Below are 15,419 nucleotides of genomic sequence, written 5' to 3' on the forward strand. Positions count from 1 at the left end.
GAGTAATAGTATATGCAACATTCCTTGTAGCACAAGTCGAGAATATCTTTTCGTTTCTACTCGAAAACAACTCGAATATGACTGTGCATGAGAAATAATACATTTATCAACAACACCAATACGCATATGGTTATGGGTAGTCTTCATGGCAAGACAGAAACTATAGCTTTTAGGCTGGATACCTCAATGATTGAAAGACTAAGAAATGAGGCAAAACAGAAGGAGATAAGCCTTAACGCTCTTGCCGGACAGATTTTCAAACAACACATAGACTGGCATTCTAATGCAGCAAAGGCGGGATTCTTGACGGTCAGAAGGGGACTGATAGTAAAACTGCTAGAATTGGCTACAGACAGCGAGCTAGTCAAGATAGCTGAATACATCGCCAAGAAAGAGACCAAGAATTTTGTCTTGATGCTAAGAAATGAGTACAATATAACGTCTGTTCTGGATGTGGTAGAAACCTGGATAAGGATAGCCGGCTATCCATATAGACATGAAGTGAACTACTCCAAGCATTTCTATACCATCCAACATGACATGGGGAAAAAGTGGTCGCTCTATATCTCAAACCAGTATCAGTTCATGTTTGAGGATTTTGGACTAAAGAAAGTAGATTTTGAAATTACTGACAGTGTGATCTCTTTCACTGTAGACACCGAGAACATGGTATGACTGTGCATACCATTTTTCTTATTTTTGCTTACCCAAGTCACTCGATTAATGAAGAGTTTCATACAGTTATTTCACACCTAGGGGATTTATTTCACAGTCAGAGACCGACCCGGTTCATGGGGATAAATGAATCTCTCGCCATGCCCACATGTGCACAAGTACTTTGGACTGCTATACTGTTCCCTCATAATCTTGCCACACAACGGACACATTGGGCCCTCTTCTTCGGGGACAGATTTCTTTCGATTCAGGCTTGAATTTGCGGTCATTCGCTAGATGTCACACACTCACCTTATGTACGGAAGTGGTCTTAGGCTTGTAGTACGCAAAGACTGCCTCGTATCCTTGACTCAAAATAACATCCTTGCGGATTTGTTGGATTTTCGACTTGGGGATATCAAACCTATAATGGTGGTGACCAAGAACAAGAATGCTCTTGTCGGCGTCTATTATCACATGACCGAGGAACTGGCCGTCTCGACTCTTTACCTTTCTACCAACTAACAATTTTGTGTGCAATTCCTTGGAGTTTGACCTGTCAGCCCTCTTTGACATCCTCGCCAATCCGGAAACGGGGAGGGCAGCTTCCCTGCTTTTCTTGTAGCGCCTCGCGATTTCATACAAAGGCAGCCCTATCAAAACCGTATCTTTTGTGCTTAGGATCTCTGATTTGAGTATATCATACCTGTCATCTCCCTCACCAAATACAACTATGACATTTGGTGTTTCTAATACTACCTGACCTATATGTGGGGTATCTAAACCACTAACCTCTCTAAATAGTAATTTCTCAGGGTAGACGATTTCTTGTCGCCTCCTATAAGTATGTAATTTCGATTATTCCCAAACTCCTTGGTGGCTGACATAATTTCGATTTCCAAGAATCTTCGCTGCAAATATCTTTGTCTTTTTGCTTCTTGCTCTAGTCCGGAGAAGGCAATTACAGCACGGACAGTGTTTGGAATCGGTCTTCAAATAGACTGTGCAAACCATGCACTTTTTCAGACCCTCTACATAAGGGCTAGTTGAGAATCCTATTTTCTTTGCTTGAATGGCTTTGCATAGCTCCTTACACTTCTTTCCCGGCATTCTTGATCACCAAGGTTCCTATAAGGTTCCATCGAAATTTTGCCATACAAACAGGCCAGAGCCATGGTGGATTCTGTCTATATGCATGGACAGTTTTATGCTATTTTCAAACCTGGATATACTATGTGGATATCGAGAACCTTGCGTATGTTTTCTCACGCTGCACAATGTCCTGTGCACTAGTTTTATGAGTGAGGTTTGCTCTGCAATACTCTGCAAACTTCAAGCTTAAGTCAATTTGTGACAGACCGGAACAAGAAGAACATGAAAGCTGCTGTTTATCGATCACATGGCAAAGATCCCAGACAAGTTGTAAGGATCGAAGATATTGATGTACCAAAACTAAAATCCAACGAAGTCCTTATAAAAGTTGAGGCTTCGGCCTATAACTACAACGACCTCTGGGGAATATGGGGAGAGCCTATCAAGATTCCGCTCCCTCATATCTCGGGATCCGATGTTGCAGGTACAGTGGTCGAAGTCGGGGATGAGGTTTCCAAGATAAAAAAGGGCGACCGGGTGGTTTCTCACCCTAACCTGACGTGTAGAGTATGCTACGAGTGCACGTCGGGCCGAGAATATGATTGCAAAGATCGGCTTGTATGGGGATTTCAAACCGGGCCGCTTTGGGGTGGATTTGCTCAGTACACCCACCTGCCAGAAGTAAATGCGGTCAAGCTACCAGATAATGTATCATTCAACGATGCTGCTGCCATTTCGATGGTTGGGATGACCGCATGGCACATGCTGGTAACAAGAGCAGGGATTAGGCCCGGCCAGACGGTATTGATAATGGGCGGAGGAAGTGGCATGGGAATAGCTGGCATACAGATTGCCAAGCTGTTCAATTGCGAAGTTATCGCTACTGCCGGTAACAAGGAGAAAATGGACAAGTGTATTGAGCTTGGTGCCGACTATGTCGTGAACCACCGCGAAGATGGCTGGCATAGGAAAGTGCGAGATATTACAAACAAGTTGGGAGTAGACGTAGTCTATGAACACATAGGCAAGACGGTATTTCCGCAGGAAATTGGACTTTTGAAGATGGGTGGTACTCTGGTTTCAACAGGCGCTACGACAGGATATGACTCGACAATCGATCTGAGATACCTTTTCTTCAGAGGCATAAACATCCTTGGAGCCACACAGGGGACAAGAGCTGGCCTAGAAGAGGTCATCAAATGGGTTAGCAAGGGCAAGATAAAGGCAGTCATTGACACGATCCTTCCCTTCAGCAATATGATAGAGGGTCATGTAAAGATGGCAGACTCGCAGCTGTTTGGGAAGATACTGACCACTCCTCAGAGGTTGTAGAGGTTGTCAGGCAATGACAGGTTTTAGATTTGGAACCGCAATAAACTGCATTGACGGGAGGACTCAGCAAGTTGTGATAGACTACATGAAACAGAGTTTTGGAGTTGATGGCGTGGACATGGTGACGTTTCCGGGCGCGGACGGAATGTTATCAAACTGGGAACGCTCGGAAGATTTAGCGCTCATAAAACAAGCGACTTCTATATCCACAGAAAGACATGGTTCAAAAGTGATAGCGGTGGTAGGACATCACGATTGTGCAGGCAATCCGGGAAACAAAGAACATCATTACGCGCACATAAGGAGGGCAGTTCAGGAAGTCCACTCGTGGAAGTTTCCAGTGCAAATCATCGGACTTTATGTCAACGATAAATGGAAAATCGAGGAGGTAAGATAATCATAATGACTCAGGACTATCTTGGAGTTAGGTTTTGTACCCGATTGTATGCTTCAGGATAGCTCATGTTATTGCATATTGCGGACATAGAAGTAGTCAAGCTTGAATCTTCGTGTCTGTGCAGCGGATTATGCAACGCTTTTGTTGCATTGGACGCTCGAAGGGAGCGATTTTCTCACATAATTATTACTTTACCGTCACTGACTTTGCCAGGTTCCTCGGATAGTCGGGATCGGCGTTCTTGGCAAGCGCGAGATAGTACGCGAGCATCTGTAGTGGTATCACTTCAACTATTGGATAGAATGCCTCTTCTGTCATGTGCGGTATTTCGACCCAGTGGTCATAGACCTCGCTCCCCGCGTCCGATATCCCGATGACGCTTGCGCCCCTTGCCTTTATCTCGTGTGCGTTGGAGAGCGAATCGTTGTAAGTTGCGTCGCGGGGGTTGAGGAGTATCACGAGCGTGTTTTTCTCCATCAGCGCAAGTGGCCCGTGCTTTAGCTCGCCGGCCGCCACGCCCTCTGCGTGCACGTACGCAAGCTCTTTCAGCTTTAGCGCGCCTTCAAGCGCTATGGGGTAGTGGGTCGACCTGCCAAGGAGGTAGATGTCGTTTACCTGCTCCATCTTGCTGGCCATCTTTTCGATGGCAAGCTGGCTTGACGCGATGACTTTTTCAACAGCCTTTACAAACTCGGCCTTTTCGCCGGCGGCAAGTGTGTCCGGCGCAAGACTTGATACAATGTTGTAGACAAGCGCAAGCTGGCCGGTAAAGCTCTTTGTAGCTGCCACTCCGATTTCCGGCCCGCAGTTGACCGACAGGAATGCGTCGCTTGCCCTTGCAAGCGAAGACGTGGTGACGTTTACAATGCCAAGTATCTTGGCGCCCTGCTTCTTGGCGATCTTGACTGACTCTAGGACGTCTGCAGTCTCGCCGCTCTGGGAAAACGCCACGAGCGCCGAGCCTTCGTCAAGACCCACAAGCCCGTCCTGCGCCTCACTTGACATGACAGTCTCGGCGCGAATCTTGGCATAGCGGGCAAGCATGTGCTTCATTATCAGAGCAGAATGATAGCTGGTGCCACTTCCGGTGATGTAGACGCTCTTTGCATCTGACAGGACCTTACAGAATTTTTCCATCATGGCCTCGTCCTGCCTCGCCGCGTTTGCGACCGTGACGCGCTGGTCGTTTATCTCCTTTAGAGTGTAGTGCGCGTACTTGCCCTTGTCGACCTCTCCAAGCTCCCAGGCGACCTGCGTTATCGGGTGGGCGACGGGGTTTCCGTCAAAATTGAAAATCTCCATCTTGCTTCCGTCGACAAGCACGATGTCATAGTTGTCAAGGAATATCGCCTTGTCCGTGTACTGTAAAAAGCCAAGCACGTCTGATGAGATGAAATAGCCGTCGTTTGCGACGCCGATGATGAGCGGCTCCTCGTACCTTGCGCCTGCAATCGTGCCGTCCTGGAAAACTGCTACAAAGGCGTACGTGCCCTTCAACCTCTTGCATGTAGCCGTAAGCGATCCCTTGATGCCCCTGTCCGCGTGTACTTCCAGAAGGTGGGCTATGACTTCGCTGTCCGTCTCACTTGAAAAGACGTGCCCTGTTTTAATGAGCTCTTCCTTTAGTTCCTTGTAGTTTTCAATGATGCCGTTGTGGACAACTGCAATGTTGTTCTTGCAGGCCGAGTGCGGGTGCGCGTTGCTGTCAGTCACGCCGCCGTGCGTGGCCCACCTTGTGTGCCCTATTCCTATCATGCCGGACATGGCGCTGATGTTGAGGCTCTTGCTGACCTCTGCCACCTTGCCGGTGCCTTTTTTCACCAGAATGTCGCCGTCCTTGAACGTGGCTACACCGACACTGTCATAGCCTCTGTACTCCATCCTCTTCAGGCTGTCAACTAGTATGGGTGCCGCGGACTGCTTGCCTTTGTAGCCGATGATTGAACACACGCATATCATTTCAATTAGGAGCTTAAAACGCTTATGAATAGAGTCTCTAACCGCTACAAAAAATGTTATAATTGTTTGTGCGTAAAACTGCCATTATTCATCAACAAAAGTTTATACCACTATAAAGAATTATATAATTCTATACAGCATATCTGTATCGCATTGGCACGCAAGTCGCTTGTTTCAGTTTCGGATTATGACGGCCAGGCATCGGCAAAGAAAATAACCGTGTTTAGAGACGTGGCGCAGATGCGCGTACTGTCAAATCCTGTGGCGTGGCGCATCATGGAACTCTTGTCAAAGGAGCCCATGTACCCCGCGCAGGTTGCAAAGGAGCTGCGCATACACGAGCAGAGCGCGTATTATTACATCCGGCGCCTCTTGCGCGCCGGCGCCGTAGAAGAGGCGGGAAGCAACCTTGTACGGGGTGGGACGGCTAGGCTGTACCAGGCGTCAAGCCCTGCGTTTGGGATAGAGCTTGACTGGGGCGAGACTGTGGTGGAAGCGCCCGGCGCCGGCCGCCATCGTGGCGCTCTGAGGTTCTTTGAAGGGTTTGTCCATGACGGCGTCTTTGACGGCCTCATCGTGGTCGGGGCGCCCGAGCCTCACGGCCAGTACAAGTCGTCTGCAAGGGACGGGCACTATGCCGTGCATCTTGCGTTCTTTCTTGGCAAGGTGTCAGGAGTCATGCCTGCAGAGTTTGCAGTCAAACTAGACGTTGACGCCAAGGCGGAAAAAGTTCTTTCTGGCAGCAACCTTGTGTCGATAGGCGGGCCGGGCACAAACATCGTGACTGCCGAGTTTAACCGGTATCTGCCGATACGCTTTGACGAGGAGAACTTTTGGTCCGGCCTTGTCGATGGCGCCGGCAGGCGGTACAGCCAGGACAACCACGGTCTGATTGCCAAGATAAAGAACCCTTATGACAACGGCAAGTCAAGCGTGATAGTTGTTGCAGGCGTCAGGTCAGCCGGCACGAAATCTGCGGTAATTGCACTGACAAACTATGGCGAGGAGATATTGAAAAGATATAAGAGCAAAGAAGACTGGGCCCTTGTCGTGCAGGGCTTTGACATGGACGCCGACGGAAAAATAGACCACGTGGATGTCGTAAGCAACAGCTAGGATGCTGGTGCTGCGCCGCCACCTTCGCCTGCTGCCTGTGCCGCCGGAAGCTCGACGTGGAGGAGTATCTTGGCCTCCTCATCCGTCTTGACGATGTAGCCTGGCCTGTTGATCTTTCGGTTGCCTATCGAGACGTGGCCGTGGCTCACTACCTGACGCGCCTGCGACGCAGACTTTGTCCCCATCCTCTTCATGACTATTGTCTGGAGCCTGCGCTCAAGCAGGTCTTCTACCTTTAGTCCGAGAATGTCATCAAGCGTCGCGCCCTCCTTTACAAGGCCGATCCTTGACAAAAAGTTAAGGAGTCTTTTTTCCTTCTCTGACCTTGCCTCCGTCGAGAGTGCAAGCAGTGCTCGCGCCTGGTTTCTGACCCTTGCCATCTCTGTCTGGGCCTTCCACAGCTCGCGCTTGTTTCTCAGGCCGTACGAACCCATGATATAAAGTTCAGCGTTAAGCTGGTCTGTAGTCCAGATTCTCCTTGGACGGTGGAACAGTTTCTTTTGCTTTCGTGGATCTCCCATTCATGACACCTCTCTATTGTTACTTTTTCGCCGGCTCCTTTGCGCCCGCTGCTGGCTTGGCTGCTGCCGGTGCCGCCGCTCCTCCTCCTGCTGCCGGTTTTGCGGCTCCAGCTGCCGGAGCTGCTGCGCCCGCTGCTGGCTTGGCTGCTGCCGGTGCTGCCGCTCCTCCTGCCGGCGCGGCTCCAGCTGCTGCCGGTGCTGCGCCTGGGACCATCTTGGTCTTCTTCACTCCGACTGCCCCGCCCTTTCTGCCTGTGGTCCTCGTGCGCTGGCCTCTCACTCTCAGGCCAAACATGTGCCTGTAGCCTCTCCAGCTCATGACCGTCTTTTCGCGGTCAACGTCGTTGCCAATTGCAAAATCAAGATCAGAAGTAATCAAGTGGTGCGTCGCGCCCGAGTCCATGTCCTTCTTGCGGTTCAGGTACCACTCTGGCACGCCGAACTTGGTCGGATTAGAGATTGCTTCTTCTATCTCGCGCAGCTCCTTCTCTGTCAGGAATCCTACGCGCATGTTTGGATTAACGTTCAGCGACTGCGTCAACACTTGAGCAAAATTGTAACCTACGCCTTTAATCTCGCTGATGGCCACAAGCAATTTCTTGCTGCCCTCAACGTCCTTTCCGGCGATTCTGAGTATGTGTTTGTACTCCGAAGCGGACAAATCATATTCACGGCGTACATTCGGCAATAAAAACCATGCTAGGCGTGCGGGCACAAAAACAATGCAATATTTACAACAAATGGCCGCTGCGCCTGTCTGCCCGTACTCTTTATTGAAGTTCAACGGCAATTTTGTAAAAATATTTTATTCTGCTGCGCGGTTTGATTCAGGTAAATCGTTATAAACTGAACACTCCCATACAAGTAGGAACGATGCCGTCAAAGAAAGAGGTTCCGCTTGCGCCAAGACTTGTAGTATCCAAGCGTGCCAAGACCGCGGAGGATCTGGAAAACGAGGAATACTTGCGCCAGCTGGAACTTGCAATAGAAAATCACTGATCAAGATAACATTGAATAACTGTAAATTTCAAGAGCCAGCCCGTAAAAGGCAGGTAATGTCCAGAGCTATCTTATAGTTCTGAATTGTTTTATAGTTCACTACCCGCATAACGACAGTGTCATGTACACTTGACGATCTCAAAACTGCCGCGTCTAGCGAAGGGGTAAACCTAATTCCCTTTTCAGACCTTCGCAAAGAAGCCACATCAATCGCTGATGATATAGCGCGCAGAAAGGAAGAGGTAGATACTAAGGGCAACGTACTGACAAGTCAGAAAGACAGCAAACTTTGGGATATAAAGCAGCTAAATGAAAAAATTGCAAACGAAGAAAAAGTAGAAGCAACTTTGCGCCGTCAAGACGACATTGATAAATGGAAAAAAGAGATTGAAGACCTTAATGGTAAAGTAAAGGACATCAACAGTCAATTGGACACGGTCCTAGATAGTGCAAGGCGACTCTATGACCTCCGTGTCTCGTTGCGAGAATGGTTTGATAAAGCTAAAAGATTGTTGTCCGACCTAAAGAGCAACCCCGAGCGGGCCTTGGGAAGTAATCCCTCTGATGAAAACAAGAAGGAGTTGGAACGCTGCGCCAATGAAATCATCAGCCGAATCGAAAGGGGTGAAAGCGGTCACAAAACAGCAGAGGATCAAGTTAAAAGACAGGTAGAGAAGCTCAAGGAAGCGCTCGACAAAACAGAATACAAATGATAATGAACACATGCATGTCAGGCAGGAATTCTCAATATCATTGAGTATCTTTAAATTTGCGAGGGACGAAAACAGCCCGTCTCACCAATGAGCAGCAGCAAGATAGAAGAAACAGTCCACCGTTCTTACACTTCAAAGCCGAAGTATTCCGAGATCATGCCCGGCGTACCAGAAGACTACAAGCAGCTAAAGACGCTTGGCGACCTTTTGAAGATCAACTACAAGCACGTAACAGTAGAGGAGCAACTGCGCGGCAACCTAGTTGCCAAGCTCAAAGCCGGCGAGCACCCGTACCCCGGCATCATCGGTTATGACGATGACGTTGTGCCGGCAGTAAACCGCGCCATACTCTCAGGCCACGACGTCCTGCTTGTGGGCCAGATCGGACAGGCCAAGACCAAGATAGCAGAGGCCATTGCCAAGAATCTGCTATCTCCCATCCCTGTCGTGCGCGGGACCGTCACAAACGACATACCGACCTCGATGCCTGAAGAGCACCTCGCCGCGCTGCTGGCAGAAAAAGAAGTCGTCAGGACCGTCCCCGAGTTTACGGTATCAAGAGAGTGCGAGGACATTATCCGCCAGGACAAGCTAGAAACAAAAATCGACTGGCTCTCTGGCGCAGACAGGTTCAAGTACATCCTTTCAACGCCTGATATTTCAGTAAAGGACCTCGTAGGGCAAATTGATGCTATCAAGATAGCGAAAAAGGGAGTCGAGCTGTACAGCATGGAGTCGTATTCGGCAGGCCAGCTCTTGCAGGCCCGCCACGGCATCCTCTGCATTGATGAACTTCCGGTGCTCGACCCAAGAAAGCAGGTGTCGCTTTTGAGTGTGCTTCAGGAGGGCAGGTTTACCACCGGCGCCTACCCCGTAGTGTTCAAGCCCGATGTCAAGATAATAGCCACTGCAAATCCGATTGACTATACCCACTCGGGCAAGATAATCGAGCCGTTGTTTGACAGGCTCAAGAGCCACGTCGACACGCATTACCCCAAGACGGTAAACGACGAGATGCTGATTATAACGCAGGAAACAAGGGTCGCAGATCCAAAGAACGTATTTCTTCCGGTCTTTATCGTAAAAGCAATTGCCAAGATAACGCAGGCGACTCGCGCCCACCACGACGTAAACCACGACAAGGGAGTCAGCGTCAGGATGGCGGTGCACTCGATGGAGATGATGATAGGGGAAGCCGAGCGCACGCGCTCTATCATCTATGGCATCAAGGCCGTTCCGCGCTTTTGCGACATACATTGCATACACCAGTCGTCCAAGTTTGAGCTTGCCGAGATGGAAGACACGCGTGAAAACCGCAGGAACGTGCTTGACTCTGTCATCGACGCCACGTTAAAGGAAGTGTCGCTAGAGTACGTGGACAAGATATCGCCGGATCAGATAGCCAAGATGAAGACCGAGTTTGCCAAGAACAAGGCGTTCCAGGTGTCGCAGGTCCTGCCAGGCGGCAAAAAGGCCGACACTTCTGATTACGAGTCGCAGCTCACAAAATTCCCGGCGCTCAAGGCGGCGGTCGCAGAGACCTTGTCTGCAATAAAGGACGAGCAAAAGCAGCTTGCCGAGCGGGCAAAACAGCTTGGCATCAGGACTGACAGCATCGCGCTTTCGGACCTTGACGGCGAGTTTACCGCTTCAGTCACAGAAGTGGTCCTTGAGGGCCTGCGCCACATCCAACCCCCGCTCCTTGACAAGAAGGACAACAGCTATGCCCTCGCCCAGTGATAAAGTACCACCGGGAAGCAAGAAATTCGTCTACTTTGCACTGGACGACGACAGCCAGAGCCAGCAGCAACAACAGCAGCAAGAAAAGGGTGGCTCGGAACTTCCAAAAGACGTTCTGGACAAACTGCTAAAGGCGATAGGCAGGGAGGCCCTGCGCGAAAAGACGCCTTCCTTGCAAGAGCTTGAGCAGAGCCTGCAGAACGCCATGTCGCAGCAGATGTCAAGCGAGCAACAAGGTCAACAGCAGGAAAAAGAGCAACAGCAGCAGAGCTCGCAGTCGGGCAGCCAGGTACAAGACGGCGACGGGATGCCGCTTGTGCGCCAGCTCATACAAAAAGGCTACCTGAAGGACTCGCCCAAGTGGCTTTCAAGCAAGGGCTTTGTCAACATCGGCGGCAGGATACTGAGCGACGTGATGAAGGCGCTCAAAGCCGGCGAGTACGGGATGCACGAGACGCACGACTATGGGCAAGGATCGATAGTGCTTGACACGAGCAAAAAGTACGAGCCCGGCGACGACATCCGGCTCTTAAACGTGCCAAAATCGTTGCTGAACACCATCCAGCGCTCGTTCAAGGACGGCAAGGAAGTAAAGCTTCCCCTGCAAATAGACATGGAGGACTTTGAAGAATATGAAACGATGCAGGACGTGCGCGTGGCAATAGTCTACTGCATCGACCTTTCGTCTACCATGCGCTATTCCACGATGTATGGCGACATGAGCAGGATAGAGGCGGCAAAACGCGCACTGTGGAGTTTGTATCTCTTGAACCGCAAGTTCTTTCCCTCCGACTCTGTGTACATTGTAGGCTTTGGGGCGCTTGCGTCAAAGGTCCTGCCGCAGGACATCCCGTACCTGAAAACGTTTGAGCCCGGCTCTGACTTTTTGCACTATACAAACTACCAGGCGGCATTTCGGCTTGCAAGCAAGATCCTGCAAAAAGACGGCGCAGAAAACAAGCGCATCGTGCTTGTCACAGACGGCCACCCAAGCGCGTGCTTTATCGACGACAAGAGCGAGCAGGACAAGATTCTGTCGCAGAGGCCGTACTCGCACTTTTACACGCCTGACAAGGACACCCTTGACACGGTCAAGGCAAACCAGAGCATGAACCTTGACGTTGCGTCCGGTGAGCTGGTATATCTGTGCTACCGCTACAGGCAGGTGGACCAGTACATCGGCGAGCGCACCATAGTGGAGGCGAAAAAGTGCCACTCTATGAAGATAGACATTGACACCATCATGATAAGCGAAGAAGACTCGCTGCTTGGCTACGTAAATGAAATGGAAAAGTACGTGAAGGGCAGGTCGTACTACATCAATCCTGCTGAAATTGATAAAGTGCTTCTGACAGACTATTTGAGCAACAAAAAGCAGCAGACTATCCGGAGCCATTCATACTAAACTCATTGTATGAAATATACGCGCCAAACTTTAAAACCTCTTTCAAGCAGGTTCTCGACAGCCAAAGTTTAGCACGTATCCTATTCAAGCTCGGGGAGATCACTCTTCCCCAGAAGAGAAACATGCGCTACACGGAATAAGCCCAAGATTGAGAAGAATTTTTACTTCTTAAAAATATAACGAAGCTACTATCGAGATTATAATAATTGTACATTGACAGCCCAAGATACTGGTAATTAGCTTACCTTGGTTCTTTCTATAAAATACCTATATAGTGCCGTGTATATGGCAATGTGGTATGCAATTGCCACTCTGGGCAAAAGAGGAGAATTCTGATGTTCTATAAGGTATCTGTCCAATTCTAATGGGAATCATTGTATTTTCTGTCTTCGCCAGCGCTAATTCTAGTTTGGCATTTGCGGTGCCTACTGCGAATCCTGATCCAGAATCCCTCGTCGAATCAAAAGTAGCGATCGAAAGATCTTTTTCCACACCACTGCTTAGGTTTAACGGCGAAACTGCCGCACAATTAATGCAGAAGATAACCTGGTTTCCAAATGGGACAACCGCGTTATCTGATGACCAAGGCAGCCAATTTACATTCACATTGGATCTCGCCGACTCTTCATTTGTACTCTTAAGCAATAGCACAATGATTGATCAGAAAGTGCTTGGAAAAGATCACCAATATGATATAGTGTGGAAGCCCCTTAGAAATTCTGATGGTGCGATAACCAAATACAAGTTTGATATCGTCGGAACCAGCGCTAACGGCCATACAATCAAGTTGCTGCTAAGCCCACAGCAAGAAATCACGGTCAATGACGATAGCTTCCTATCGCTCTCCAAGAATTATAATTCAAACTCGACTTCTCTGTTTGGTGTTGGACTTGACTGGTCGGATGCTACTTCCGCAGGGCAGCCGATTGCGTATGACAGCGAAGAGAGGACAATAAACATCCCCGTTGGTAAATCCTACTTTATCGATCCTACTACTATCTCAACGATAACAGCGGTACTTTCGCCGGGTTCGTCAGATTATTATGAAGGCGAAAGGCGTGAGGTGCGGATTGGAAACGTCCTCTTCATGTTCTACTTTGATGGTTCCAATATAGTGTATAGATCTTCTTTGGACTTTGGCGCGACATGGAGTAGCGCGACCTCTTCAGGCTCAGGAGTCATCAACGGCGATGTCCACAGATATACCGTAACGACAGAAAACGTTACAGGCACAAATTACGTCACTCTTCTTTATTTCAAGACCTCCGGTTCCAACACAAACTTTTACGGGAAGAGGGGGACTGTTGGTTTGAACACTATCACATGGAACAACGAAACCTCCATGTTCTCTGCGCCAAACTTTGCCTCCTGCGGAACGAGCGTATGCGCTGCCAGCGTAGGAGCTGTCGACACAAGCGGCATCATGTATGCCGCGTTTAGGTGGATTCCTTCGGGAGCTTCGTCTTACCAGTATCAGATAATGAAATCCGCCAATGGCGGATTAGGATGGAATACGTCGCTTAGCCAGATACCCGCTGACGTAGGGACTCGTATTGAGATGTTCTTGACGCCACTTGCGTCCGGAAAGATGCTTTTTGGATACATGCGGTATACTACTGATGACATAAAATACAGACTATGGGACGGCACTGGATGGTCCGCAGAGAATACAGTTGGCAATATAGGCTCAACGGCTAATACCATCAAGCACGTGTCGGCCGATAGTGATGGAGTCAAAAAGGCTTATGTCGCTTACCTTACCGGTGGCAACTCAGGTTCGATAAAGATAGCGAAATGGGGAAACGACGGTTCTTGGCTAGGTAACGAGACAGCCGATAGTACGCTGTCGCACACACTTCCATCAATCACCATAACAAACGATGGAGTAATTCATGTCTATAGTCTCTCTGGAAACAAGGTTTACGACACAACAAAGATCCTTAATTCTTGGCAAACCCCTACAAATCCATTCGGGACAACCTTCACGTCTCCGGCACAGCTTACCTCCGGCTCAGGCTATCCTATGGCCTTGTGGATAGAAGGTTCATCATCGCCATTTAACCTAAGGTTTGACAGGACTGATTGGGATGTGGATCGGGACGGAATATACAACAACTGGGAGGTCAATGGGATCGATTCAAACTGGGACGGAACCGTAGACTTTTTACCCTCCTCAAGTCAGGCCCACAAAGACATTTTTGTAGAGATCGACTATATGCAAAATCACCAACCAGATTCCGGCGCGATAAATAATGTGACTAACGCATTTGCTAACGCCCCAATCACCAATCCCGATAGTACCACTGGCATCACATTGCATCTAAACCTGGATGAACAAGTTACCCATAGTGATACAACATCTTGGCCGACTGGATTCAATTCGATTAAGCCAACGCATTTCGGTACGGCAACCGAGCGGGCAGCAGCCAATCATGACAATATTCTTAATGCGAAGAAGAAAATCTACCACTATAATTTGTGGGTACATAGCATTACTCTTAACGGTCCGAGTGGGGTCGGAGAGCTACTTGGCAATGACTTCATGGTCTCGATGGGAAGCTATAATGCTTCAAATCCAAGCCAAGACCTTGCGGGAAGCAGGGAGCACCAAGCTGGCACGTTAATGCACGAGCTAGGCCATAACCTAGGGCTTCATCACGGTGGGGGCGTCGATATCAATTGCAAGCCTAATTACCTGAGCGTGATGAACTATGCTTTCCAGCTGCCGACATTTGTTTCTGATAGGCCACTCGATTATTCCAGATCCCAATTGTTAACACTCGACGAAATTAATCTCGATGAACTCGATGGAGTATCTGCAAGCACTCCATCAGGCTTAAAAACAGTTTATGGCAAGCCTGGTGACTTTCCGGTAGTTAGTGACCCTGTACCTACGGGTCAGGGGATCGACTGGAATCGCGACGAGTTTCTTGGTGATGATGGTGTGGAACAAAGCATCAACTTTTTCGATATTCCCGATTGCGATAGCTTAGATCTTACATCATTGACTGGATATAATGATTGGGCAAATGTCCAGCTCGCATTCACTTCATCCGGAACATATGCCAATGGTACAAGCGTAAAAGTAGTCGACAACGAGATGACAAGGGAAATAGTCCAGAAGATGCAGCTGATGACGCTTGATACGATTGACCATTTACTGCAGAATGCGAATGCTACATCATTCCGTGATACTAATGATGCTGCCGCCGAGAAGAAAACTCTTCATGATGTCCTTGATAATCCGGTTTCTGGCGCAAAAGCCGCTGTTCGCCAAGATAATTATGGGAAGGTTGTAGCTATACTAGAGAGAATTCGCGCAAAACTTGACGCCTCAGTCGGAGGTGACCCACACGATGATATGATTGTTAACCAGAAAGAGCAGACGCGCATCCTGCAGCAGTTAGACAATGTCATAACTTCTTTCAAAAAAGCATGGCAATAACTACGGGTACAGCCATCTAGAATGAGGATTCAACATCCTTTAATAT

At 48.9% G+C, this 15,419-nt stretch carries 13 protein-coding genes; 9 read left to right on the forward strand and 4 right to left on the reverse strand.

The annotated features are described in order from the left end of the window. Positions 1-126 precede the first annotated feature (126 nt). Entirely contained in the window at positions 127-675 is a 549-nt protein-coding gene (locus NTE_RS09925; RefSeq protein WP_148700878.1) for a hypothetical protein, read from the forward strand. A 279-nt stretch (positions 676-954) separates the two neighbouring features. Here NTE_RS09925 and NTE_RS09930 read toward each other — a convergent pair whose 3' ends face one another. Then, a complete protein-coding gene (locus tag NTE_RS09930; RefSeq protein ID WP_148700879.1) occupies positions 955-1,314 on the reverse strand; it encodes a hypothetical protein in 360 nt (119 codons plus the stop codon). 714 nt (positions 1,315-2,028) lie between these two features. Between NTE_RS09930 and NTE_RS09940 the strand changes: the two genes are divergently transcribed. Together NTE_RS09940 and NTE_RS09945 are read left to right on the forward strand one after the other, a co-directional pair. Further along, positions 2,029-3,078, forward strand: coding sequence for a zinc-binding dehydrogenase (locus NTE_RS09940; RefSeq protein ID WP_148700881.1), 1,050 nt, complete (start codon positions 2,029-2,031; stop codon positions 3,076-3,078). 13 nt (positions 3,079-3,091) lie between these two features. Next, positions 3,092-3,475: a carbonic anhydrase gene (locus tag NTE_RS09945; RefSeq protein WP_148700882.1), complete on the forward strand. Its 384-nt coding sequence runs from the start codon at positions 3,092-3,094 to the stop codon at positions 3,473-3,475. Between the two features lie 186 nt (positions 3,476-3,661). On the opposite strand, the gene glmS is transcribed toward NTE_RS09945, so the two are convergent. After that, positions 3,662-5,425 (reverse strand): glutamine--fructose-6-phosphate transaminase (isomerizing), encoded by a 1,764-nt coding sequence (gene glmS, locus NTE_RS09950; protein WP_148700883.1) that lies wholly within the window; start codon positions 5,423-5,425, stop codon positions 3,662-3,664. Positions 5,426-5,587: 162 nt separating this feature from the next. Here glmS and NTE_RS09955 point away from each other — a divergent pair, with 162 nt between their 5' ends. After that, entirely contained in the window at positions 5,588-6,550 is a 963-nt protein-coding gene (locus tag NTE_RS09955) for a helix-turn-helix domain-containing protein (protein WP_158385404.1), read from the forward strand. On the opposite strand, the gene NTE_RS09960 is transcribed toward NTE_RS09955, so the two are convergent. Continuing rightward, positions 6,547-7,071 (reverse strand): 30S ribosomal protein S4, encoded by a 525-nt coding sequence (locus NTE_RS09960; protein ID WP_148700885.1) that lies wholly within the window; start codon positions 7,069-7,071, stop codon positions 6,547-6,549. The two genes, NTE_RS09955 and NTE_RS09960, sit on opposite strands and share 4 nt — an antisense overlap. Before the next feature lie 19 nt (positions 7,072-7,090). Then, the gene (locus tag NTE_RS09965; protein ID WP_148700886.1) at positions 7,091-7,732 is read right to left on the reverse strand and encodes a 30S ribosomal protein S13; all 642 of its coding nucleotides are present in this window, start codon (positions 7,730-7,732) and stop codon (positions 7,091-7,093) included. 212 nt (positions 7,733-7,944) lie between these two features. Between NTE_RS09965 and NTE_RS17350 the strand changes: the two genes are divergently transcribed. The 5 genes from NTE_RS17350 (at position 7,945) to NTE_RS09985 (ending at position 15,373) form a co-directional block, all read left to right on the forward strand. Further along, entirely contained in the window at positions 7,945-8,070 is a 126-nt protein-coding gene (locus NTE_RS17350; protein WP_264357902.1) for a hypothetical protein, read from the forward strand. A 116-nt stretch (positions 8,071-8,186) separates the two neighbouring features. Further along, positions 8,187-8,783, forward strand: a complete 597-nt coding sequence (locus tag NTE_RS09970; RefSeq protein WP_148700887.1) for a hypothetical protein — start codon at positions 8,187-8,189, stop codon at positions 8,781-8,783. Positions 8,784-8,870: 87 nt separating this feature from the next. Continuing rightward, positions 8,871-10,523 (forward strand): AAA family ATPase, encoded by a 1,653-nt coding sequence (locus NTE_RS09975; RefSeq protein WP_148700888.1) that lies wholly within the window; start codon positions 8,871-8,873, stop codon positions 10,521-10,523. Continuing rightward, positions 10,507-11,928 carry a VWA domain-containing protein gene (locus tag NTE_RS09980; RefSeq protein ID WP_148700889.1) on the forward strand — a complete coding sequence of 474 codons (1,422 nt, stop codon included), beginning with the start codon at positions 10,507-10,509 and terminating at the stop codon, positions 11,926-11,928. The genes NTE_RS09975 and NTE_RS09980 overlap by 17 nt, the downstream gene beginning before the upstream one ends. Positions 11,929-12,292: 364 nt before the next feature. Beyond that, positions 12,293-15,373 carry a M12 family metallo-peptidase gene (locus NTE_RS09985; RefSeq protein WP_148700890.1) on the forward strand — a complete coding sequence of 1,027 codons (3,081 nt, stop codon included), beginning with the start codon at positions 12,293-12,295 and terminating at the stop codon, positions 15,371-15,373. Positions 15,374-15,419: the final 46 nt, after the last annotated feature.

Source organism: Candidatus Nitrososphaera evergladensis SR1, assembly GCF_000730285.1.
In the GTDB taxonomy this organism is placed as follows: domain Archaea; phylum Thermoproteota; class Nitrososphaeria; order Nitrososphaerales; family Nitrososphaeraceae; genus Nitrososphaera; species Nitrososphaera evergladensis.